Source organism: Xanthomonas sp. LMG 8993 (assembly GCF_009835065.2).
Classification (GTDB): domain Bacteria; phylum Pseudomonadota; class Gammaproteobacteria; order Xanthomonadales; family Xanthomonadaceae; genus Xanthomonas; species Xanthomonas arboricola.
In genome coordinates this window covers 293,303-314,649 of record NZ_QVIF02000001.1, presented here as the reverse complement: position 1 = coordinate 314,649, position 21,347 = coordinate 293,303, and the positions used below count along the sequence as shown (strand labels likewise).

At 65.8% G+C, this 21,347-nt stretch carries 17 protein-coding genes; 2 read left to right on the top strand and 15 right to left on the bottom strand.

Translation table 11 applies throughout. From position 1 onward, the window contains the following. Nucleotides 1-94: 94 nt before the first annotated feature. The 5 genes from DYQ94_RS01250 to rlmD form a co-directional block, all read right to left on the bottom strand. Nucleotides 95-1,672, bottom strand: coding sequence for a cryptochrome/photolyase family protein (locus DYQ94_RS01250; protein ID WP_126965714.1), 1,578 nt, complete (start codon nucleotides 1,670-1,672; stop codon nucleotides 95-97). A gap of 185 nt (nucleotides 1,673-1,857) precedes the next feature. Beyond that, on the bottom strand, nucleotides 1,858-2,874 hold the full coding sequence (locus DYQ94_RS01245; protein ID WP_126965713.1) for an NAD(P)/FAD-dependent oxidoreductase: 1,017 nt from the start codon (nucleotides 2,872-2,874) through the stop codon (nucleotides 1,858-1,860). A 39-nt stretch (nucleotides 2,875-2,913) separates the two neighbouring features. Continuing rightward, nucleotides 2,914-3,597 carry a DsbA family oxidoreductase gene (locus DYQ94_RS01240; RefSeq protein ID WP_065031836.1) on the bottom strand — a complete coding sequence of 228 codons (684 nt, stop codon included), beginning with the start codon at nucleotides 3,595-3,597 and terminating at the stop codon, nucleotides 2,914-2,916. A gap of 147 nt (nucleotides 3,598-3,744) precedes the next feature. Continuing rightward, the gene (locus DYQ94_RS01235; RefSeq protein WP_126965712.1) at nucleotides 3,745-4,242 is read right to left on the bottom strand and encodes a CYTH domain-containing protein; all 498 of its coding nucleotides are present in this window, start codon (nucleotides 4,240-4,242) and stop codon (nucleotides 3,745-3,747) included. 103 nt (nucleotides 4,243-4,345) lie between these two features. Then, a complete protein-coding gene (gene rlmD, locus DYQ94_RS01230; RefSeq protein ID WP_126965711.1) occupies nucleotides 4,346-5,680 on the bottom strand; it encodes a 23S rRNA (uracil(1939)-C(5))-methyltransferase RlmD in 1,335 nt (444 codons plus the stop codon). A 157-nt stretch (nucleotides 5,681-5,837) separates the two neighbouring features. Between rlmD and DYQ94_RS01225 the strand changes: the two genes are divergently transcribed. Further along, nucleotides 5,838-6,560, top strand: coding sequence for a response regulator (locus DYQ94_RS01225; protein WP_046342105.1), 723 nt, complete (start codon nucleotides 5,838-5,840; stop codon nucleotides 6,558-6,560). Nucleotides 6,561-6,709: 149 nt separating this feature from the next. Here DYQ94_RS01225 and recO read toward each other — a convergent pair whose 3' ends face one another. The 9 genes from recO to rpoE all read right to left on the bottom strand — a co-directional run bounded on the left by recO (nucleotide 6,710) and on the right by rpoE (nucleotide 15,720). Then, a complete protein-coding gene (recO, locus tag DYQ94_RS01220; protein WP_024938031.1) occupies nucleotides 6,710-7,432 on the bottom strand; it encodes a DNA repair protein RecO in 723 nt (240 codons plus the stop codon). A 240-nt stretch (nucleotides 7,433-7,672) separates the two neighbouring features. Next, nucleotides 7,673-8,572 carry a GTPase Era gene (gene era / locus DYQ94_RS01215; protein WP_024938032.1) on the bottom strand — a complete coding sequence of 300 codons (900 nt, stop codon included), beginning with the start codon at nucleotides 8,570-8,572 and terminating at the stop codon, nucleotides 7,673-7,675. Further along, a complete protein-coding gene (gene rnc / locus DYQ94_RS01210; protein ID WP_039511552.1) occupies nucleotides 8,569-9,249 on the bottom strand; it encodes a ribonuclease III in 681 nt (226 codons plus the stop codon). Before rnc ends, era begins: the two co-directional genes overlap by 4 nt. Beyond that, on the bottom strand, nucleotides 9,239-9,646 hold the full coding sequence (locus DYQ94_RS01205) for a DUF4845 domain-containing protein (protein ID WP_024938034.1): 408 nt from the start codon (nucleotides 9,644-9,646) through the stop codon (nucleotides 9,239-9,241). The genes rnc and DYQ94_RS01205 overlap by 11 nt, the downstream gene beginning before the upstream one ends. Further along, nucleotides 9,646-10,446, bottom strand: a complete 801-nt coding sequence (gene lepB / locus DYQ94_RS01200; RefSeq protein ID WP_011036465.1) for a signal peptidase I — start codon at nucleotides 10,444-10,446, stop codon at nucleotides 9,646-9,648. The genes DYQ94_RS01205 and lepB overlap by 1 nt, the downstream gene beginning before the upstream one ends. 104 nt (nucleotides 10,447-10,550) lie before the next feature. After that, nucleotides 10,551-12,341, bottom strand: a complete 1,791-nt coding sequence (lepA, locus tag DYQ94_RS01195) for a translation elongation factor 4 (RefSeq protein ID WP_024938035.1) — start codon at nucleotides 12,339-12,341, stop codon at nucleotides 10,551-10,553. A 190-nt stretch (nucleotides 12,342-12,531) separates the two neighbouring features. Continuing rightward, nucleotides 12,532-14,103 (bottom strand): DegQ family serine endoprotease, encoded by a 1,572-nt coding sequence (locus DYQ94_RS01190; RefSeq protein ID WP_126965710.1) that lies wholly within the window; start codon nucleotides 14,101-14,103, stop codon nucleotides 12,532-12,534. A 109-nt stretch (nucleotides 14,104-14,212) separates the two neighbouring features. Further along, on the bottom strand, nucleotides 14,213-15,103 hold the full coding sequence (locus DYQ94_RS01185; protein ID WP_104576338.1) for a sigma-E factor negative regulatory protein: 891 nt from the start codon (nucleotides 15,101-15,103) through the stop codon (nucleotides 14,213-14,215). Continuing rightward, on the bottom strand, nucleotides 15,100-15,720 hold the full coding sequence (gene rpoE / locus DYQ94_RS01180; RefSeq protein ID WP_016903799.1) for an RNA polymerase sigma factor RpoE: 621 nt from the start codon (nucleotides 15,718-15,720) through the stop codon (nucleotides 15,100-15,102). The genes DYQ94_RS01185 and rpoE overlap by 4 nt, the downstream gene beginning before the upstream one ends. 235 nt (nucleotides 15,721-15,955) lie before the next feature. On the opposite strand from rpoE, the gene DYQ94_RS01175 reads away from it, so the two are divergent. Continuing rightward, nucleotides 15,956-18,037: a 3-hydroxyacyl-CoA dehydrogenase NAD-binding domain-containing protein gene (locus DYQ94_RS01175; RefSeq protein ID WP_126965709.1), complete on the top strand. Its 2,082-nt coding sequence runs from the start codon at nucleotides 15,956-15,958 to the stop codon at nucleotides 18,035-18,037. Between the two features lie 170 nt (nucleotides 18,038-18,207). Here the strand turns inward: DYQ94_RS01175 and DYQ94_RS01170 are convergent, their stop codons facing one another. After that, on the bottom strand, nucleotides 18,208-21,060 hold the full coding sequence (locus DYQ94_RS01170) for a TonB-dependent receptor (RefSeq protein ID WP_160954626.1): 2,853 nt from the start codon (nucleotides 21,058-21,060) through the stop codon (nucleotides 18,208-18,210). Nucleotides 21,061-21,347: the final 287 nt, after the last annotated feature.

Below are 21,347 nucleotides of genomic sequence, written 5' to 3'. Positions count from 1 at the left end.
TTGTCGCAGATGCGCGTTGCAGCGTCAGATCGCGCATTCAGGCAGGCCCGTGCTTCCGGCCGTCTCGGCCCCGCCACTGCCCTTCGATTGCAGCTCAGAGCACCTCCAGATTCGCCCGCCAGTGCGCGGCCTGCGCCTGCACCTGCTCCAGTACCTCCGGTGCCATGGCGTCGAGCTGCCGGTAGGGCAGCGCCAGGCGCTCGTTGGCGCCCAGCAGCGTGCGCTGCCGCGCCAGGAAATCCCAGTACAGCGAGTTGTACGGACAGGCCTGCGGGCCCACCCGCACCTTGCGCTGATAGCGGCAGCCACCACAGTAATCGCTCATGCGGTCGATGTAGGCCGCGCCGCTGATGTACGGCTTGCTGCCGAGCAGGCCGCCGTCGGCGAACTGGCTCATGCCGACCGTATTGGGCAGCTCCACCCACTCGAACGCATCGATGTAGATGCCCAGGTACCAGCGATGCAGGGCCTGCGGGTCCAGCCCCGCCAGCAGCGCGAAATTGCCGATCACCATCAGCCGCTGGATGTGGTGCGCATGCGCGTTGGTCAGCGAATTGCCGATCGCATCGGCCAGGCAGCGCATGCCGATCTGCCCATCCCAGAACCAGTGCGGCAGCGGCGCATGCTGGTCGAGCCGATTGGACAGCGCGTAACCGGGCATCTGCGACCAATACACGCCGCGCACGTACTCGCGCCAGCCCAGGATCTGGCGGATGAAGCCTTCCACCGATGCCAGCGGCGCATGCCCGTCATGCAGGGCCGCCTCCGCGCGCGCGATCACCTCGCGCGGATGCAGCAGCTTGACGTTGAGCGCGAACGACAGCAGCGAATGGAACAGCCGCGGGCTGCGCGTGTTCATCGCATCCTCGTAGCGACCGAAGTGCGGCAACGCATGCGTAACGAAGGCATCCAGGTGCTGCAAGGCTTCGTCGCGATCCAGCGGCCACGGTAGCGCATCGGCATTCGGCGCACCGAAGCTGTGCACGCCGGCTGCCTCGATGACACTCCACAGCGCGCGGTGATCGTGCGCGGCGCGCCACTCCTGCGGCGCGGGCGGATCGCCTGGCCATGGCGCACGGTTGTCGTGATCGAAATTCCAGCGCCCGCCTTCCGGCTCGCCTGCGGCATCGAGCAGGATCCGGTGCCGGCGGCGCATCTTTCGATAGAACACTTCCATGCGCCATTGGCCGCCAGCACGAAAACACCCGGCTACCTCATCGCGCTCGGTCAGGAAATGTTCGCTGTCGACCATGCGCGTGGCGAACGGCTGCCGCGCGCACCAGTGCTGCAATGCTTTGTCCAGCCGCCATTCGTCCGGCGCCTGATACTCCAGCTGGCTGGCGCGGTAATGCGCCATCAACGCGTCCAGATTGGCGGGAATCGATTGCCGATTGCTGGGATTGTCGATGGCCACGTAACGCACCCGATGACCGGCCTGCCGCAGACGCGCGGCAAACGCGCGCATCGCCGCGAAGATCGCCAGGATCTTCTGCGCGTGGTGCAGCACGTAGTCGGTTTCCTCGCGCACTTCCATCAGCACGTAGACCACGCCCGCATCGGTGACATCGAACCAGCTGTGTTGCGGGTTGAGCTGATCGCCCAGGACCAGGCGCAGCGTGTGTGCAGCTGGCTGCGGATGACGCTCGCCTGCGGTCGCGTCAGAATTGCTCATCTATGCCGGGCGCGTGCACGCGCACAAAGCGTCGCAACAATCGAGGTCGCACGCGCGCGCGCACTGCATAGCGGCACATGGTCTGTCATGCCTGCGCGGCCCGTTTGCGTTGGCGAACGGCCTGGCGTGCAGACGCGCTCTGCATCGACACGCCAGCGCATATCTCCGCCGCGCATGCCACCGCATCACTCCTGCCCACTGCAGGCGGCATCGCCGGCACACACACGCGCAGCCAAGGCCACACCGCTTTGCCAGGCCCCTTCGACCTTGCCACCGGCCAACCAGTCACCGCAGATGCCGATGCTCAGCGGCGCATCCCAGGCACAGCCGATCTGCAAGGCAGGCTCAGTGCTGGCCACCGTCCAGCGATACGCATCGCAGGACTGCGGCAGGGGCAGGCCAAGCGCGGCCAACGCGGGCAACACGCTGGCAATCACCGTTTCAGGCGTTGCGTACAGATGCGCCCGACTCCAGTCGGCAGTGGCATGCAGCAGCCAGGTTTCCATGCCATCCCTGCCCGGCTTGCTGGCGTTGCGTGCCACCCAGCGCAACGGGCCGGCGTTGACGAACAATGCGTCGTACCCGGGGTCGACCGGCATGTCGAAACGCAGCACCACCGCCCAGGCCGGCTGCATCCGTGCGTTGGCGGCCGTCGTCGCCAGCGTGGGCGCGCTGTCCGCCAGCAATGCAGCTGCAAGCGGTGCCGGTACCGCCAGCAATACGGTGTCGAAGCGGCAGTTACGTGTCGTTCCGTCTTCTGTCACCTCCAGCTGCCAGCTCTCGCCATCACGCTGCAGCGATCGCACAGAGGCGCCCAACCGAACATTCAGGGACGCCGCCAGCGCACGCGCCGGTGCGCCCATGTCCGGCACCCCGACAAAGCGCGTCAACCCGCCCTGCGACGCACGCAGGTGGGCGCCATCCCAACTGGCGACGCGCGCAGGCCAGATCGCCGCGTCACCGCGCGCAATCCATGCATCCACCACTGCGGCAAACGCCGGGTCGCGGGCGGTGAAATACTGCGCGCCGTGATCGCACTGCCAGCCAGCGCCGCCACAGCTGCGCATGCGTCCGCCGGGCAGGTCGCCCTGCTCGAACAACGTCACAGCCAGTCCCGAAGCCTGCAGCCGTTGCGCGCAGGCAAGCCCGGCCAGCCCGGCGCCGATCACCGCAACCGTCCTCGATGGGATGGGCCGCGTCATCTCGTCAGCGGCAGGCCGTTGCCACACGCCGCCGGCCGATCACACCGCGCAGCCATCCGGCCCGCAGGCATCGGGACCACCGATTGGCGCCGATTCGGCCGCCAGCTGCAGCAGTGCCTGCGCAAAGCTCTCCGGCGGCTGCGCGCCCTGGATCAGGCTGCGTCCATCGATGACGAAACTGGGCACCGCACGGATTCCCAGCGCAGCGGCCTGCGCCAGTTGCGCTTGCACGGCAACGACGCCTTCGTCGGAGTCCAGCAGCGCGCGCACGCGGGCCTCGTCCAGACCGCCGGCGGCCCCGGCAGTCACCAGTGTTGCGGTCGCGCCGACGTCTTGGCCTTCGGCAAAATGCGCATGGAACAAGGCTTCGATCACAGCCTGGACATCGCCCTCGCGGCTGGCCAGCCAGATCAGCCGATGCGCGCGCAACGTGCTGACCTGCACCTGCCCACGCCCGAAATCGAACGGCAGGCCTTCGGCGCGCGCAGTGGCCTGGGTCTGCGCCAGCATCTGCTCCACGCGCGCAGCACCGCCGAACTTTTGCGCCAGCGCATCACGCAGCGGGGTCGGCTCCAGGCCAGCATCTGGGTCCAGCTGAAACGCGTGGTAATGGATGTCCAGCGCCGGTGCCTGCGCACCGAGTGCGGCCACCGCCTGCTCGAAACGGCGCTTGCCGATCCAGCACCAGGGGCAGACCACGTCAGACCAGATATCGATGCGCATGGGCGGGGAGTGGAAATTCATCATTGGGGACTCGCAGAGCATAAACCCAATACCAAGGCAGGGATGGGGGGCGCAACGCAATCAGCCCAAGTCCGACGCATCGCGTTAGCTTTTACGAATCCCGAATGCCCAATCCCGAATCCCGCCCTACAAATCCCCGCTCCAGTGCTTGAACGGGTGCGAGGCCAGGGCCAGGTTGTAATAGCGCACATCGTCGGTGACTTCGGCGCCGATCCAGTCGGGTTTGGCGAAGGCCTCGTCGGCATCGCCGAGTTCGATCTCGGCCACCACCAGCCCGGCGTTGTCGCCGAGGAATTCGTCCACTTCCCACACATGCCCCTGGTACTGGACCAGGTGCCGGCGCTTGTCGATCAGACCGCCGACACACAGCGCCAGCAGCGCACGCGCCTCGACCACCGGAATCGGATATTCGAACTCCTGCCGGGTATGCCCCACCTCACGCGATTTCAGATTGAGAAACGCGCTCTCGCCCTGGATGCGCACCCGCACCGATGCGTTCTGCGCACCGCTGCGCAATGCCGCCTGATCGTTGATATAGCCCTGTGCCATCGGGATCACCGCATGCGCGGCGCTACGCCAGCCCTCGCCGGTGACCAGGAATTTGCGTTCGATTTCGATGGGCATGGGATTTTGGGGATTAGAGATTCGGGATTGGGGATTGGTCACAGCGGCTAACTGGCGGGCTTAGGAAATGCGCTCCTGCGAATCCCCAATGCCCAATCCCCAATCACCGCCTCTCGAACACCGCGATGCTCTCCACATGCGCGGTATGCGGAAACATGTCCATCGCGCCGGCGGCCTTGAGCGTGAAGCCCTGCTCGTTGACCAGGTAACCGGCGTCGCGTGCCAGCGAGCCTGGGTGGCAGCTCACATAGACGATGCGCTCGAACTTTTTCAGCGGCAACTGCTGCAGCACTTCCAGCGCGCCCGAGCGCGGTGGGTCCAGCAGCAGCTTGTCGAAGCCCTGCCGCATCCACGCCGCGTTGCGCTGGTCCTGGGTCAGGTCGGCCGCATGGAACTGCGCATTGGCCAGACCGTTGCGCTGCGCGTTGTCCCGGGCGCGTGCCACCAGCCCAGCATCGCCCTCCACGCCGACCACTTCGCGCACACCGCGCGCCAGCGGCAGGGTGAAATTGCCCAGCCCGCAGAACAGATCCAGCACGCGGTCGTCCGGCCCGGCGTCGAGCAGCGCCAGCGCATGCGCGATCATCTTCTGGTTGAGCGAGGCATTGACCTGGATGAAATCCAGCGGCCGGAACGCCAGCTCCACATCCCACTGCGGCAGGCGGAACGACAGCGGCACCTCCTGCGGCCATAGCGGATGCACGCTCTCCACGCCACCGGGCTGCAGGAAGATCGCAAAGCCGTGCGCCTGGGCGAACGCGGTCAGCGCCTGCAGGTCGCGCTCGCTGAGCGGCTGCAGATGGCGGATGGTCAACACCACCGCATCGTCGCCGGCAATGAATTCGATCTGCGGGATATCGCGCTTGCCGTCCAGGCCTTCGACCAACGCCGCCAGCTGCGGAATCTTCTCGCCGATCTGCGGGATCACCGTGTAGCAGACCGACAGATCGGCCACGAAGCGCGGATCCAGCTCGCGAAAGCCGACCAGGGTCTTGTCCTTCTTTTCGACGCGACGGACCGAAAAGCGGCCCTTGCGCCGATAGCCCCAGGTATCGCCGACCAGGGCCGGCAGCACCGCCTGCGGTGTGACGTGGCCGATGCGTTCCAGGTTGTCCATCAGCACGCGCTGCTTGGCCACGATCTGCTGCGACTCGTCCAGATGCTGCAGCACGCAGCCGGCGCAGACGCCGAAATGCGGGCAGCGCGGGGTCACCCGCTGCGGCGATGCCTCCAGCACCTCCACCGTCCTGGCCTCGTCGAAATGCCGGCTGCGCGCGGTGGGTTCGGCCCGCACCAGCTCACCGGGCAAGGCGCCACTGATGAAGGTGACCTTGCCGCCCTCGCCGTCGCGGCGGGCCACGCCGCGTCCGTCGTGGCTGAGGTCGGTGATCGCGGTCTGGAACGGAGTACGGTCGAAGCGGTTTCGGGTTCTGGCCACGTGGCGACGAGCTGCGGGCAAAAAGGGTGCGTATTGTCGCAGATGCGACCGATCCCGGCCGCTTCGCGCAGTGGAACAATTGTCGCGCCCCGCAAACACAGGCACACTTCCGCTGCACGCGGCTGCTAGGACGCGGCATCGCTGACAAGGAGGCAGCATGAACATGGCGACACGCCAGGAACCCCAACCACGCCTCTTGCTGGTAGAGGACGACCCGATCAGCCGTGGCTTTCTGCAGGCGGTGCTGGAAGGTCTTCCCGCCCATGTGGATTGTGCAGACTCGCTGTCGTCGGCACTGGACCGTGCGCGCGCGCGTCGCCACGACCTGTGGCTGATCGACGTCAATCTTCCCGATGGCACCGGCAGCGGCCTGCTGCGCGCACTGCGCCTGCTGCACCCGGACGTGCCTGCACTGGCCCATACCGCAGACACCACCACGGCCATGCAACGCAGCCTGCAGTCCGATGGTTTTCTGGAGCTACTGGTGAAGCCGCTGACCTCCGAGCGCTTGCTGCAGGCGGTGCGTCGTGGGCTGGCGCGCGGCCGCTACAGCGTGGCGCCGGTGGGCGTGGTCGACATTGCCGCCAGCGATTGGGACGAAGCGGCCGCGCTCAGCGCGCTCAACGGCCAGCAACACCATCTCAACGCGCTGCGCGAATTGTTCCTGGCCGAGTTGCCGGGCACCCGCGACGCGGTGGATTCGGCCTTGCAGGTCAGCGACGATCAGGCACTGCGCAGCCATCTGCATCGGCTGCAGGCCAGCTGCGGTTTTGTCGGCGCAGCACGGCTTGCCGGCGCAGTGCGCCTGCTGCGCGGCGACCCGCACTCCAGCACGGCGCAGACCCAGTTCCATGCGGCGGTGGCTGCACTGCTGCACTGAAGGAGGACTGCAGCGGTGTCCCTGGGCCCGGCGCAGCGTCGGCGATCGGAACTGGTGACATTGAGCACCATGCATGACGATGGTTCCGCATGGAGTTCAACGCGCATCCGGCGACTGCTCGCAAGACTGGTAGACCTGCCTTGCGACCCTCAACGCCGCCGCGCCAGATCCTCGAGCATCTCCCAGGATTTGAGCCCGCGTCCACTCAGGTGATGCAGCAGCACGCCCCGCATGCTGCGACGCAGGCCCGGCATGTCGTCGGCCGCCGGCATGACGTCCTGGCCCAACGCCAGCAGCGCCGCACCGGTGACGGTGTCGCGCCGGTCCTGCGCCATCGCCTCGCTCAGTACGCGCAGCGCGCCCTCCTGCGGATCGAGCCGGTAACGCGCCGCCGGGTCGATCGGCTGGCCGTCGCGGTCGTGCTGCAGATCGAACGCAAAGCCCAGGCCATCGAGCACATCGCGCTCGAACTGGCGCAGCCCCCAGGCCAGCGGCAGGCCGGATGCCAGATGCGCACGCGCCTGCGCATAGCAATCGAACAACTCTGGCACCGGGTCGTTGCGCGGCGCCAGGCGCAGCAGCAGTTCACTGATGTAGAAGCCGGCCAGCATGGATTCGCCCGCCAGGCGGGGGGCGGTATCCAACGCTTCGGCCTGACGCAGCTGGGCCAGTTCGCCGCGTTGCACCGCAGTGAACTGGATCAACTGCAGTGGCTGCAGCGCGGCCCGCAAGGCCTGCTTGCGAGGCCCGTGCACCCCACGCGCCAACAGCCCGACCCGGCCATGCTGCTCGGTCAGCACTTCCACCAGCAGGCTGGTCTCGCGCCAGGCCCGCACATGCAGGATGAAACCGCGTTCGTGTTCGATCAGCATGGTCTGTTATGCGGCAGGGGGCGCGATTGCAGGACACAAGAGCGGCCAGCAGCGATGACCGCCGTGAGCCGCTGCCGGCAGCGCAGCTGGTCGCAGCCGTCGACGGCAGCCGCCGCAATGGCCAGGCGCGATCCGGTGCATCGGGACATCGCTTGCATCGCAGCCCCATGTCCGTGCCGGTGCCGGCGACCGCATCGACAGGCTGTCAGCACGGCACTGGCACTGGCGCCAGCCAGGGCCTCACTCGTATCCGAACGCCTTCAATGCCGCTTCGTCGTCCGACCAGCCTTCGCGCACGCGCACCCAGGTCTCCAGGAATACCTTGGCCCCGAACAGGCGCTCCATCTGCAGGCGCGCCTTGCCGCCGATGTCCTTCAGGCGGGTACCGCCCTTGCCGATCACGATCGCCTTCTGGCCTTCGCGCTCGACCCAGATCACCGCGCCGATGCGCAGCAGCGCGCCATCTTCGGCAAAGCGTTCGATCTCCACCGTGGTGGCATACGGCAGTTCTTCGCCGAGCTGACGCATCAACTGCTCACGCACCAGTTCCCCGGCCAGAAAACGCTGGCTGCGGTCGGTGATTTCGTCCTCGCCGAACATCGCTTCGGCCTCCGGCACCAGCTTGAGCAGGTCGCCGACCAGCGCCTCCAGGCCCTTGCGCTTGAGCGCGGACACCGGATGTACCGCAGCGAACGTCCGCCCCTCGCTGACCTGGGCCAGGAACGGAAACAGCGCGGTCTTGTCCTTGAGCCGGTCGACCTTGTTGACCACCAGCACCACCGGCACTCCGGCGTCGCTCAGGACCTTGAAGGCCAGGGTGTCTTCGTCGTCCCAGCGGCCGGCTTCGATCACCAGCACTGCCGCGTCCACGCCTTCCAGCGAGCCGCGCGCGGCGCGGTTCATCACCCGGTTCATGGCGCGCTTCTGCTCGCGATGCAGTCCGGGCGTGTCGACCAGCACCAGCTGCCCTTCGGGGAAGGTGGCAATGCCCAGCAACCGATGGCGCGTGGTCTGCGGCCGGTTGGACACGATGCTGACCTTGGCGCCGACCAGGGCATTGGTCAGGGTGGACTTGCCGACATTGGGCCGGCCGATCACCGCAACGCTGCCGCTACGGTGGGGGGAAGAGGTTTCGCTCACGTGTTGGAATCCAGTTGTGCGATGACAAGGGTGGCCGCCTGTTGCTCGGCGAGGCGACGCGAGCTGCCCTGGCCTTCGGCGCGGGCGACGGGCTGTTCCAGGATGCAGGCGACGTGGAACTGCTTGGCATGTTCGTCGCCGCTTTCGCTGATCAGCGCGTAGGTGGGCAACGGCAGCTGCCGCGCCTGCAGCCATTCCTGCAGCCGGGTCTTGGGGTCTTTTTCTGCCTTGCCCACCGGCAGCGCCGCCAGCGAAGGCTCGAACCACGGCAGCACCACCGCGCGGCAGCGTTCGAAGCCGCAGTCCAGATAGATCGCCGCGACGATCGCCTCAACCGCGTCGGCCAGGATCGAATCACGTCGATGGCCGCCGGACTTCAGCTCGCCCGGCCCCAGCGTCAGCCGCTCGCCCAGATTGAGGGTGCGGCCGATCACCGCCAGCGCCCCTTCGCGTACGAGTTCGGCACGCGCGCGGGTCAATGCACCTTCGTCGGCCTTGGGCCAGCGCTGGTAGAGCGCTTCGGCGACCAGCAGGTTGACGATGCCGTCGCCGAGAAATTCCAGTCGTTCGTTATGCGGTGTCCCGGCGCTGCGGTGTCGCAGCGCCTGGGCGAGCAATCCCGGATCGGCAAACGCATGCCCGATCGGATCGCCGCGCTGGAAAGTCCTATTCGCCACCACGTCCCGTCATGTCCTGGGACGTCTCGAATTTACCGACGACATCCAGATTGCCGATCAATTCGCGGCGAACTTCGTAGTTGACCTTCATGCGCCAGCCACCATCGACGCGCTCGAACTTGACGTCCTCTTTCTTGACGTTTTCCGAGTAGTTGATGTACAGCCGACGAAAGAACAGATCCTGCAACTTGGACGGATCCATGTTGGCGCTGTCGGGTTCCTTGGCCAGGCCTTTCATGGCCGTGCGCACCGAATAGTATTCCTGGTACATCGGAAACAGTTTCATTCCGATGTACAGCGCGAACCCCACCACCGCCAGCACCACCACGAACGACGTCAACGTCATACCGCTCTGCTTGCGCTTCATTGTGCTTCCCCCGGCACGCCGTGCGTGCATTACTGGATTCCGGTCCCGATCCGCGACGGATCGAAACTCCCCTTGCAGAACCACCCTTCGCAATTGAGCCAGATCAGGAACGCCTTGCCGCGCAGGTTGGCTTCCGGCAGGAAGTGCGTCTGGGTCCAGAACCGGCTGTCTTCACTGTTGTCGCGATTATCCCCCATCACGAAATAGCTGTCCGCCGGCACGGTCCAGTCACCCTGCCCGGCCGGCATGTTGCGATCGACCCACTCCAGCACCGTGTGGGTGCGGCCCGGCAAATCCTCGACCAGCAAGGTGGTGCCGGTCATCTCGGCGCCCTTGCCCTTGCCGATGTATTCGCCCTTGACCGTGTAGCGCATCGGCTTGTCGTTGATGTACAGCGTATCGCCGTGGAAGCCGATCTTGTCGCCCGGCAGACCCACCACGCGCTTGATCCAGTTCTGGTCCGGCGCATGCGGCGGCTTGAACACCACCACGTCGCCGCGCTTGGGCTCGCCGGTCGGGATGAACTTGGTATTGGTGATCGGCAGACGGAAACCGTAAGCGAACTTGTTGACCAGGATGAAATCGCCGATCAGCAGATTGGGCATCATCGAACTGGACGGAATCTTGTACGGCTCGGCCACGAAGCTGCGCAGGATCAACACCACCGCCAGCACCGGAAAGAAAGCGCGCGAGTAGTCGATGATCGCCGGCTCGCTGTCCAGCAGACCGGCGCGTGCCGCGCGGCGCTTGGCCAGGAACAGCTTGTCCAGCAGCCAGATGAAGCCGGTGCCCAGCGTCAACACAACCAGGGCAATTTCAAACCATTTCATTGATGTTCCTTCGGAACGGGATTTGGGATTGGAGATTGGGGATTCGCAAAAGCACGGGGCTGGCAAGTCGTTGCCAATCCCCAATCACGACTCCCGAATCCCTGCTACTTATCCATCTGCAAGACAGCCAGGAAGGCTTCCTGCGGAATCTCCACGCGGCCGACCTGCTTCATGCGCTTCTTGCCTTCCTTCTGCTTTTCGAGCAGCTTCTTCTTGCGCGAAACGTCGCCACCATAGCACTTGGCCAACACGTTCTTGCGCATCGCCTTGACCGTGGAGCGCGAGATGATTTGCGAGCCCACGGCGGCCTGGATCGCCACGTCGAACATCTGCCGCGGGATCAGATCCTTCATCTTTTCGCACAGTTCGCGGCCGCGCCGGTCGGCGTAGCTGCGGTGCACGATGATCGACAGCGCATCGACCTTGTCGCCATTGATCAGCGTATCCACGCGCACGAACGGGCCGGCATCGAAACGCAGGAAGTGGTAATCCAGCGAGGCGTAACCGCGCGAGACCGACTTGAGCTTGTCGAAGAAATCCAGCACCACTTCGGCCATCGGCAACTCGTAGCTGATCTGCACCTGGCTGCCCAGGTAGTTGATGCCGATCTGGGTGCCGCGCTTTTCTTCGCACAAGGTGATGATGTTGCCGACGTAATCGGGCGGGGTGAGGATGTTGGCGCGGATGATCGGCTCGCGGATCTCTTCCACGTTGTTGAGCGGCGGCAACTTGGATGGATTGTCCATCGGGATGATGCTGCCGTCGGTCTTGAGCACTTCGTAGACCACGGTCGGCGCGGTCGAGATCAGGTTGAGGTTGTACTCGCGCTCCAGCCGCTCCTGCACGATCTCCATGTGCAGCATGCCCAGGAAGCCGCAGCGGAAGCCGAAGCCCATCGCTTCGGAGCTTTCCGGCTCGAAGCGCAGCGCCGCATCGTTCAGGCGCAGCTTGTCCAGCGCCTCGCGCAGATCCGGGTAATCCTCGGCATCGACCGGAAACAGGCCGGCGAACACGCGCGGCTGCATTTCCTGGAAACCGGGCAGCGCATGCGGCGCCGGGTCGGCCGCCAGGGTCAGCGTGTCGCCGACCGGTGCGCCGTGCACGTCCTTGATCGAGGCGTTGATCCAGCCCACTTCGCCCGCGCCCAGCGCGGCAAGCTCCTTGCGCTTGGGCGTGAACACGCCGACCTTGTCGACCAGATGGGTGCGGCCAGTGGACATCACCAAGATCTTGCTGCCCGGCTTGATCTCGCCCTGCATCACGCGCACCAGCGACACCACGCCCAGGTAGTTGTCGAACCAGGAGTCGATGATCAGCGCCTGCAGCTTGTCGGTGTCGCGGGGCTTGGGCGGCGGAATCCGCTGCACGATCGCTTCCAGCACCAGATCGATGTTCAGACCGGTCTTGGCACTGACCGCCACCGCGTCTTCGGCGTCGATGCCGATCACCGCTTCGATCTCGGCCTTGGCCCGCTCGATGTCGGCGGTCGGCAGGTCGATCTTGTTGAGCACCGGCACCACTTCCAGGCCCTGCTCCACCGCGGTGTAGCAGTTGGCGACCGACTGCGCTTCCACGCCCTGGGCCGCATCCACCACCAGCAGCGCGCCTTCGCACGCGGCCAGCGAGCGGCTGACTTCATAGGAGAAGTCCACATGCCCGGGGGTGTCGATGAAGTTCAGGTGGTAGACCTGCCCGTCCTTGGCCGTATACGGCAAGGACACCGACTGCGCCTTGATGGTGATGCCGCGTTCGCGCTCGATCGGGTTGGAGTCCAGGACCTGGGCCTCCATCTCGCGCGCCTGCAGGCCGCCGCACAGCTGGATGATCCGGTCGGCCAGGGTGGATTTACCGTGGTCGACGTGGGCGATGATGGAGAAGTTGCGGATATTCCGCATTGAATCAGAGGACATTGAGGTGGGCGCCGGCGGTGCCGTCGTCAGGGTAACGCAGCATTATCGCACGCTTTGGAGCCGGGATTTGGGAGTGGGGATTGGGGATTCGAAAAGGCAGAACAAGAGCAGGCACCCGCGAACAGGAGCCTGCTTTTGCCAATCCCGAATCACCAATGACGAATCCCGGCTTCCGTTAGCCGCCGGCCTTCAAGGCCACATAGCTGGTCGCCTTGCCGTCGGTGACCAGCAGCATGACCACGTCGCCCTTCTTGTAGCTGGACAGGGCGCGGTTGAGTTCGGCGACGCTGCCGACCTTGGTGCGGCCGACGCGGGCGATGACCAGGCCCGGCGACAGCGGCGGTTGGGTGCTGCGTGCTGCCGCGCCGGTCACCGAGGCGATGCGCACGCCCTCGCCGGCTTCCAGGCCCAGGCGGCTGCGCTCGGCAGCGGTGAGATCGGCGACCTGCAGGCCGAGCAGCTCCACACTGGCCGGAGCACTGGGCTTGGCGTCGTCGGCCGCGGTACGCGGGGCGGCGTTGCCGGCGGGGTTGTCCAGCGTCGTCAGGGTGACGGCCACCTTGCGCGGCTTGCCATCACGCAACACGTCCAGGTTGACCTTGGTGCCCGGCGCCATCAGGCCGATCATCGGCGGCAGATCGCTGGCGACATCGATCGGCTTGCCGTTGACGGCGCGGATCACATCGCCCACCTCGATCCCGGCCTTGGCGGCGGGGCTGCCGGGCGGAATGTCGTTGACCAGCGCGCCGCGTGTATCCGGCAGGCCCAGGCCCTGCGCCTTGAGCGAGTCGATCGGGCCGACCGCCACGCCCAGCATGCCGCGGCTCACATGGCCGGTGGCCTTGATCTGCTCGGCAGCGCTGAAGGCCAGGTCGATCGGGATCGCAAAACTGATCCCCATATAGCCGCCAGAGGCGGAGAAGATCTGCGAATTGATGCCGACCACCTCGCCGCGCGTGTTGAGCAAGGGGCCGCCGGAGTTGCCCTGGTTGATCGCCACGTCGGTCTGGATGAAGGGCACGTAGCGCTGGTCCGCGTACGGATTGCTGCGCCCGGTGGCACTGACGATGCCGGCGGTGACCGAGTGATCCAGGCCGAACGGCGAGCCGATCGCCACCACCCACTGGCCCGGCTTGAGCGTGTTGGAGTCGCCCAGGCGCACCGTCGGCAGGCCCTTGGCCTCGATCTTGAGCAGCGCCACGTCGAACTGCTCGTCGCTGCCGACCACCTTGGCCTTGAACTCGCGGCGGTCGGTCAGCTTGACGGTGACCTCGCTGGCGCCATCGACCACATGGTGATTGGTCAGCACATAGCCGTCGGCCGAAATGATGAAGCCCGAGCCCATCGACTTGCCGGCGATGCCGCCATCGTCATCGCCGCCCTGGCCCGGCCCCTGCCGCGGCCCGCCCGGCATCTGGAAATCCGGCCCGAAGAAGCGGCGGAAGAATTCCGGCATCTGCTCGTCGCCGGGCATCGCGCCGCCGTCCTGCCCACCCCGCCGCTGGCGCGCCATGGCGTCCTTGCGAGTGATGGTGGTTTCGATATTGACCACACCCGGGCCGACCTGCTCGACCAGATTGGTGAAGTCCGGCAAGCCGGCCACCAGCTGCGGAGCCGGGTCGGCGCTGCGGTTGGCGGCAATCGGGGCAACATCCTTGGCCGTGGGCGCGGACTGCTGCGCGCAGGCGGCCAGCGGCAGGGTCATGGCGATCAGGCCGAACATCTGGGTGCGAATGCGATGGTTCATCAGGTTGCCTCCGATGGCAGGGCGACAGGGGCCAAAGCCCCTGCCACTGCAGGGGTCCGGCACGATAACGGGAGGGAGGGCGCCGAACGGATGAAGATCGGCGGCGACATCAATCCTGCGGCGGCTGCACCGGCAGCGGCCGGTTGGGCGCGGGGCTGGCAACACCCTGCGGCGCAGGCTCGAACGGATAGAACGCGGTGCCCTGTCCGCCTTGGCGGAAGCTGGCATTGAGCGGACTTTCACCGGCACCGGACAGCGCCGCGCGCGGCCATGGGCGTGCCTGCAAGGTGGTATCCGGATGCGTGAACGGATTCGATGGCGACACCGCACCGGCCGTGGCCGTCGTCGCAGCAGGAGCAGCGGACGCCAGCATGCGGGTCGGCACCTGCTGCTGACGCGAAGCGACGCTGCGGGCGACCTGCTGGTTGCGCGTGGCCGCGCCACGGCGCGTGGATGCCAGCGCGGCGGCCGGCACCGCTGCGGCCAGCGCGGCCACCTCATCGGGGGCGGCCGGGCCGGGCTCGGCCGGACCCTTTGGTGCTGCGGGCGTGGCGGGGGCCGGCGTGGCCGCCGGCAGCTGCGCTGTCGTGGCGAACACCGGGACCTGCTCGGCCGGCGGTACGGTCTCGGGCAGGCGCTCGCGCGCCATGAACAGGGCAATCGCCGCGACCGATGCTGCAATCGCTGCGCCACCACCCCAGCGCCAGCGCGTGGCCGCGCGCGTGGCTGGCTGCGCCTGCGGCACCGGCTCGTCGGCAATGGCGCTGCGCACGCGCGCGGCAAAATCCAGCGGTGCCGGCGCGCTGGCCGCACCGCGCAGCACATCGCCGCACAGCTGCCAACGCTCGTGGCAGCCGGCCAGTTCCTCGTCGTGGGCCAGGCGGCGTAGCAGGAAGCGCGACTCGTCGGCGCTCAATTCGCCATCCACCAGCGCAGACAGCTGCTGACGGTAGTGACGCTCGAACTTGTCGGTGGTGGACATGGCAGGGTTATGGCTCATACACGGTGTCGCTCACGGGTGGCGCTTTCGGTCTCCAACAGAGGCCGCAGCTCGATGTCGATGGCCTCGCGCGCCCGGAAGATGCGCGAGCGCACCGTTCCGATCGGGCAATCCATCTTTCGCGCGATTTCGTCGTAGCTCAGCCCCTCCACCTCGCGCAGGGTGATGGCCGACCGAAGTTCTTCCGGCAGGGCTTGGACCGCACGCATCACCGTTTGTTCCAGCTCCTGTCGCATCAATTCGCGCTCCGGGGTGTCGGTATCGCGCAGGCGGGTGGCACCATCGAACTGTTCGGCATCGCTGATCTCGATATCGTCGGTGGGCGGACGGCGGTTGTGCGCAACCAGATGGTTCTTGGCAGTGTTGACGGCAATGCGGTGCAACCAGGTATAGAACTGCGAGTCGCCGCGGAAACTGTTGATCGCGCGGTAGGCGCGCACAAACGTATCCTGGGCCACGTCCTGGCACTCGCTCCAGTCGGCGATGTAGCGCCCGATCAACGCAACGATGCGGTGCTGGTATTTGCGCACCAGCACATCGAACGCTGCGCTCTCGCCGCGCTGCACACGCCGGACCAGTTCCAGGTCCAGCTCCTGAGGTGTATCGACTTCGGCCATGTCGGGCCGCACTCCTGTCAGCCCACCGAAGTCGGGCAATGAGACAACCATTGAAAAGAAAAGTTCATACCGATCCGGACGATCGTCACGCATCAGACTAGCTGCACCGATGCGCCACTGGCGACGCCTCGCACGAGGCGCGCGCCGCCCTGCCGACAGGTATGGGTATTTGACGTGAAGGAAACAACCTCTGGATGATAACGACCTTTCCTTATATCTCCGGACGGCCAGACGCATGCTTCCAGGTTTCGACGGGCTCCGATTCAGCCATTGGCAGGCCGACCTGCGCGAGGACGGCGTGGTCGTGCTCAGCCTTGATCGTCAGGGCGCACCGGTCAACGCGTTTTCGCAGGAGGTGCTGCTCGAACTGGGCGCGCTGGTCGAGCGCCTGGCGCTGGACCCGCCCAAGGGCGTGGTGCTGCGCTCGGGCAAGCCCAATGGCTTCATCGCCGGCGCCGACCTGAAGGAATTCCAGGAGTTCGACCGCAAGGGCACCGTCAACGATGCGATCCATCGCGGCCAGAGCGTCTTTCAGAAGCTGGCCGAGCTGCCCTGCCCCACGGTGGCGGCGATCCACGGCTTCTGCATGGGCGGCGGCACCGAGATTGCGCTGGCGTGCCGGTATCGCGTGGCCTCCGACGATGCCGGCACGCGCATCGGCCTGCCGGAAACCAAGCTCGGCATCTTCCCCGGCTGGGGCGGCAGCGCCCGCTTGCCGCGCCTGATCGGTGCGCCGGCGGCGATGGACCTGATGCTGACCGGTCGCACCGTCGCGGCCAAGGCCGCACGCGCGATGGGCCTGGTCGACAAGGTCGCCGCGCCCGCGGTGCTGGTCGATGTCGCCGCCGCGCTGGCGCTTACCGGCAGCAAACGCCCGTTCAAGCAGCGCGCCACCGCGTGGGCCACCAATACCTTGCTCGCGCGCAAGCTGCTGGCGCCACAGATGCGCAAGCAGGTTGCACGCAAGGCGCGCAAGGAGCATTACCCGGCGCCCTACGCCCTGATCAACGTGTGGGAACGGGCCGGCGGCAGCGGCATCCAGGCGCGCCTGGCGGCCGAGCGCAAGGCGGTGGTCAAGCTCGCCAGCACGCCGACCGCACGCAACCTGATCCGCATCTTCTTTCTCACCGAGCGCCTGAAGGCGCTGGGCGGCAAGGATGCCGGCGCTGAGGCGCTGGCTCCGATCCGCCATGTGCATGTGGTCGGCGCCGGCGTGATGGGCGGCGATATCGCGGCCTGGGCGGCGTACAAGGGCTTCGAGGTGACGCTGCAGGATCGCGAGCAGCGCTTCATCGATACGGCGCTGGGCCGCGGCGGCGAGTTGTTCGCCAAGCGCGTCAAGGACGAGGCCAAGCGGCCGGCGGTGGCGGCGCGCCTGCGTGGCGACCTGGCCGGCGCGGGCGTGGCGCAGGCGGACCTGGTGATCGAAGCGATCATCGAGAACCCGCAGGCCAAGCGCGAGCTGTATCAGTCCATCGAGCCGCAGCTCAAGCCCGATGCCTTGCTGACCACCAACACCTCGTCGATTCCGTTGACCGAGCTCCGCGGGCATATCCAGCGCCCGGCGCAGTTTGCCGGCCTGCACTACTTCAATCCGGTATCGATGATGCCGCTGGTGGAAATCGTGCAGCACGACGGGCTGGATCCGGCCAACGTCGCGCGCCTGGCGGCATTCTGCAAGGCGCTGGACAAGTTCCCGGTACCGGTGGCCGGCACGCCGGGCTTCCTGGTCAATCGCGTGCTGTTCCCGTACCTGCTCGAAGCGGCCACCGCCTATGCCGAAGGCGTACCGGGCCCGGTGCTGGACAAGACCGCGGTGAAGTTCGGCATGCCGATGGGGCCGATCGAACTGATCGACACGGTGGGGCTGGACGTTGCCGCCGGCGTGGGCGCAGAGCTCGCACCGTTCCTGCACCTGCCGATTCCGGCGGCGCTGGCCACTGTAGAGCCGGGCAAGCGCGGCAAGAAGGACGGCCAGGGCCTGTACAAGTGGGAGAACGGGCGCGCGGTCAAGCCCGAGGTCGCCAGCGGCTACGAGGCGCCGGCAGACCTGGAAGATCGCCTGATCCTGCCGCTGCTCAACGAAGCGGTCGCCTGCCTGCACGACGGCGTGGTGGCCGATGCGGACCTGCTCGACGCCGGCGTGATCTTCGGCACCGGCTTTGCGCCGTTCCGCGGTGGCCCGATCCAGCACATCCGCAGTGTCGGCGCCGACGCCTTGCTGGCACGTCTGCAGGCACTGCAGGCGCGCTATGGCGAGCGTTTCGCGCCGCGCCCGGGCTGGCAGTCGCCGTTGCTGCGTGAACCGGTGGAGTGAACCGTCGACGCTGTCTTCGACGTCGATCAGCCACGCAAGCGGGGGGCGATCGGCGACTGGGGTGATCCGCAGGTTGCAGCGCGGCGAGCCATCGACACACGCTGTCACAGGCAACAAACAACAACGGCGAGCCGAGGCTCGCCGTTGTTTTTACCAGCTTGCAACGTGCCTCAGAAACGCAGACCCACACTGGTGAAGAAGTAACGACCCGCCTGGTCGTAACCGGCGAGCGAGTTGCCGTTGAAGGTCAGGCTGCCGCCCACCAGCGGCGGCTCCTTGTCGGCGATGTTGTTGATGCCCAAGGTCCAGGTGACGTAATCGCCCAACTGCATCGAACCGGACAGGTCGAAGTAGTTGTACGCCGACACCTTGTTGCCCTGGTTCACCAGGCGTACGTCGGTTGTGCCACGGGTGCCGTCGGTGTTCTGGTAATCCAGCTCACCGATATAACGCCAGCGCAACCCGACGGTGTAGCGATCGAAGCTGTAGCGCGTGCTCAGCACATGCCGCCATTCGGCACTGTTGCAGGCCACGTTGACCACGCCCGCGCAGTCGTAGGTCACTTCCTGCACACCCGGAACCGGCTCGTACTCCTGCTTGATGGCGTAGCTGCCCATCATCGAGGCGGTCAGGCGCCCGGGGCCAACGCTCCAGGCATACGATGCGGTCAGATCCACGCCCTGGAAATGCAGCGAACCAAAATTATCCTGGGAATTGAGGATCAGACCGGACACGTCCGGGTCGCTACCGCGGAACAGATCGCCCGTGGTGGCATTGCGGCGCACGCGGCTGCAGATATCCGCATTACCGGTCACGCCGCATGCGGTGAGGATGTTGGACGAGCCGATGCTGCGGATCGCGTCGTCGATCTTGATGTCGTAGTAATCCACGCTCAGATCGAGCCCCTTGATCGGGCTGGCAGCAAAACCGACGGTCCAGGTGTTGGCCGTTTCCGGCTGCAGCGTCGTATTGCCGCCGCCGATTTCGTTGTACTGGCCGGCCGGGTTGGCTGCAACGCGGCCGTATTGCGCCGCAGTCACACCGGTGTTGGCGCACTGGGCCTGGGTGAAGACCGGATTGGCACCGGCGCACGGGTCGCTACCACTCCATAGCCCGATCGTATTTTCGTTATACAGCTCGGTCACGTTCGGAGCGCGGATCGCACGATTCCAGCCCGCGCGCAGGTGGTATTTGCCATCGACGAATGTTGCACCCAGACCGGCCTTGTAGGTACTCACACCACCGGAGGTGTCGTAGTCCGAATAGCGATAGCCAAGCTGCATGTCGAGGTGATCCAGGCTACCGGCCTGCGCCACCAGCGGCACCGCGCCTTCGAGGAACAGTTCCTTGACGCCGATGTCGCCGGACACATTGGAGGTCGGGCCACCCAGGCCGGTGAAGTTGCCGGTCTGCATGTTGCTGTCGGCCACCCGCTTGAAGGTCTCGTTGCGGGTCTCGACACCACCGACCAGACTGATCGGGTTATCGCCGGCCCACGGCAGGCTGTAGCCGAAATTGCCGGTCACATAGGCGTTGAACACGCGCATCGAGGTTTCGTAGTTGACGATACCCACGCCCTGCAATGCCTCTGCCTCTGCTGCGGTGACACTGTCGGTCCACACGCTGTAGGGCACGCAACCATCGAACGAACCAGGCTGGCAGCCCAGCAGTGCATCGCGGACGCGCGTGGTCACGAAGTCGTTCCTGTTTTCCGACTTGGTGGTGCTGCGGTTGTAGGTGAACGAGGCGTCGTACGACCAGTTGTCGTTGATGTCGCCCTGGGCGCCGGTGGTGATGCTGAAACTGTTGGTATCCGAGTCGGTGATGCGCGGGCCGCCTTCGACGTTGCGCTTGGCCACGTAGACGGTGAACTCGTCGTCGGTGATGCCCACATCGTTACACAGGCTGCCGATCACCGAGGTGGCGCAGTTGACGTTGAGGTCGGTGAAAAACGCACCCGACGGCGCGATCTGGGTCGAACTCTTGCGGTTGACGAACAAGGTTTCGAGATAGGGCTTGAAGTGCTCGTTGACCTCGTACTTGATGTTGGTGCCGGCCGTGTAGCGCGTGTCCGGACGCTGGTAGTAATTCAACGGCGCGAAGTTGTAGAGGTTCGGGGATGCGACCTGCGACCAGGTGCCGCCGGCTGAAGGCTGCACGTAGAACGCGCCAGCCGACGGAGCGACGACATAGAAGTTGGCTGGATCTGCGGTGGCAGAGCCGCCGCAGGCGGTGCCGCGGTTGCTCAATGCGCATGCGGAGTAATCGCGCTGGCCCTGCAGCAGTGGATCGTTTTCGCGCCAGGTGGCCCATGCGGTGGCATGCCCCGCCTCGCCGAAGCTGCCGCCGATGGCCAAATCCACATTGCGGGAGATGCCGTCGAAATCGGAGTTTCCAGTCGGATAATCGTAACCGGCGTCGTCCATCAGACCGCGCATCAAGGTGTTGCCGTTGTCGTGCTGGTAGGCGTTGTAGCCCATGTCGACACTGACACCTTCGAACTCGTCGTCGAGCACGAAATTGACCACGCCGGCGACGGCATCGGAGCCGTACACCGCCGAGGCGCCGCCGGTCAGGATGTCCACGCGGCGCACCAGCGCTGCCGGAATGATGCTGATGTCCGGACTCTCGCCGATGCCTTTGGGAATGCGCCTGCCGTTGACCAGGGTCAAGGTGCGCTGCGCGCCCAATCCACGCAGATCGACGGTCGCATACCCCTGCGAGCCATTGTTGGCGAAGTTGTCGAAGCTCGCCGAGAGCTGCGGGTACTGGTTGATCAGATCTTCGACCTTGGTCGAGCCGGTGTACTGGAATTCCTCCTTGTTGATCTCTGCCACCGGACTGGAGGCAGTCATCGTCTGGCTCTTGATGCGCGTACCGGTGACACTGATCGCGTCCAGGCTCTTGAGTTCCGTCGAGGGCTGCTCCTGCGCCATCACGGTTCCCGACAGGGCAAATGCGGCAGCGCCAACCGTGAGCGATACCCGGATGGCGTCGCGCAGCTTGGTGGTCTTCAATCTCATCTCTCTCTCCGAGAAGTTCGAACGGGTGAGCGCGACGCACTGCATCGGCATCTGAGGCAATGCCGGCACGTGCTGCGACGTTGTTGGCAAGCGCATCAAACTGCGCTTCCACACTGGCGAACGGCCGGACGAAAGAGCGCCCGAAAAAACGTTGCCAACCCGATGTTAAGACCACGTTGAGGAGAATTAAAGCGCCATTCAGAAATGCTCCGAATCGGTGCGACGAATCCCCAAAACAGTGCGGAAGTCAGGCAAAAGTGGCCCTTTGCCGCCGGTGTCTGATGTAG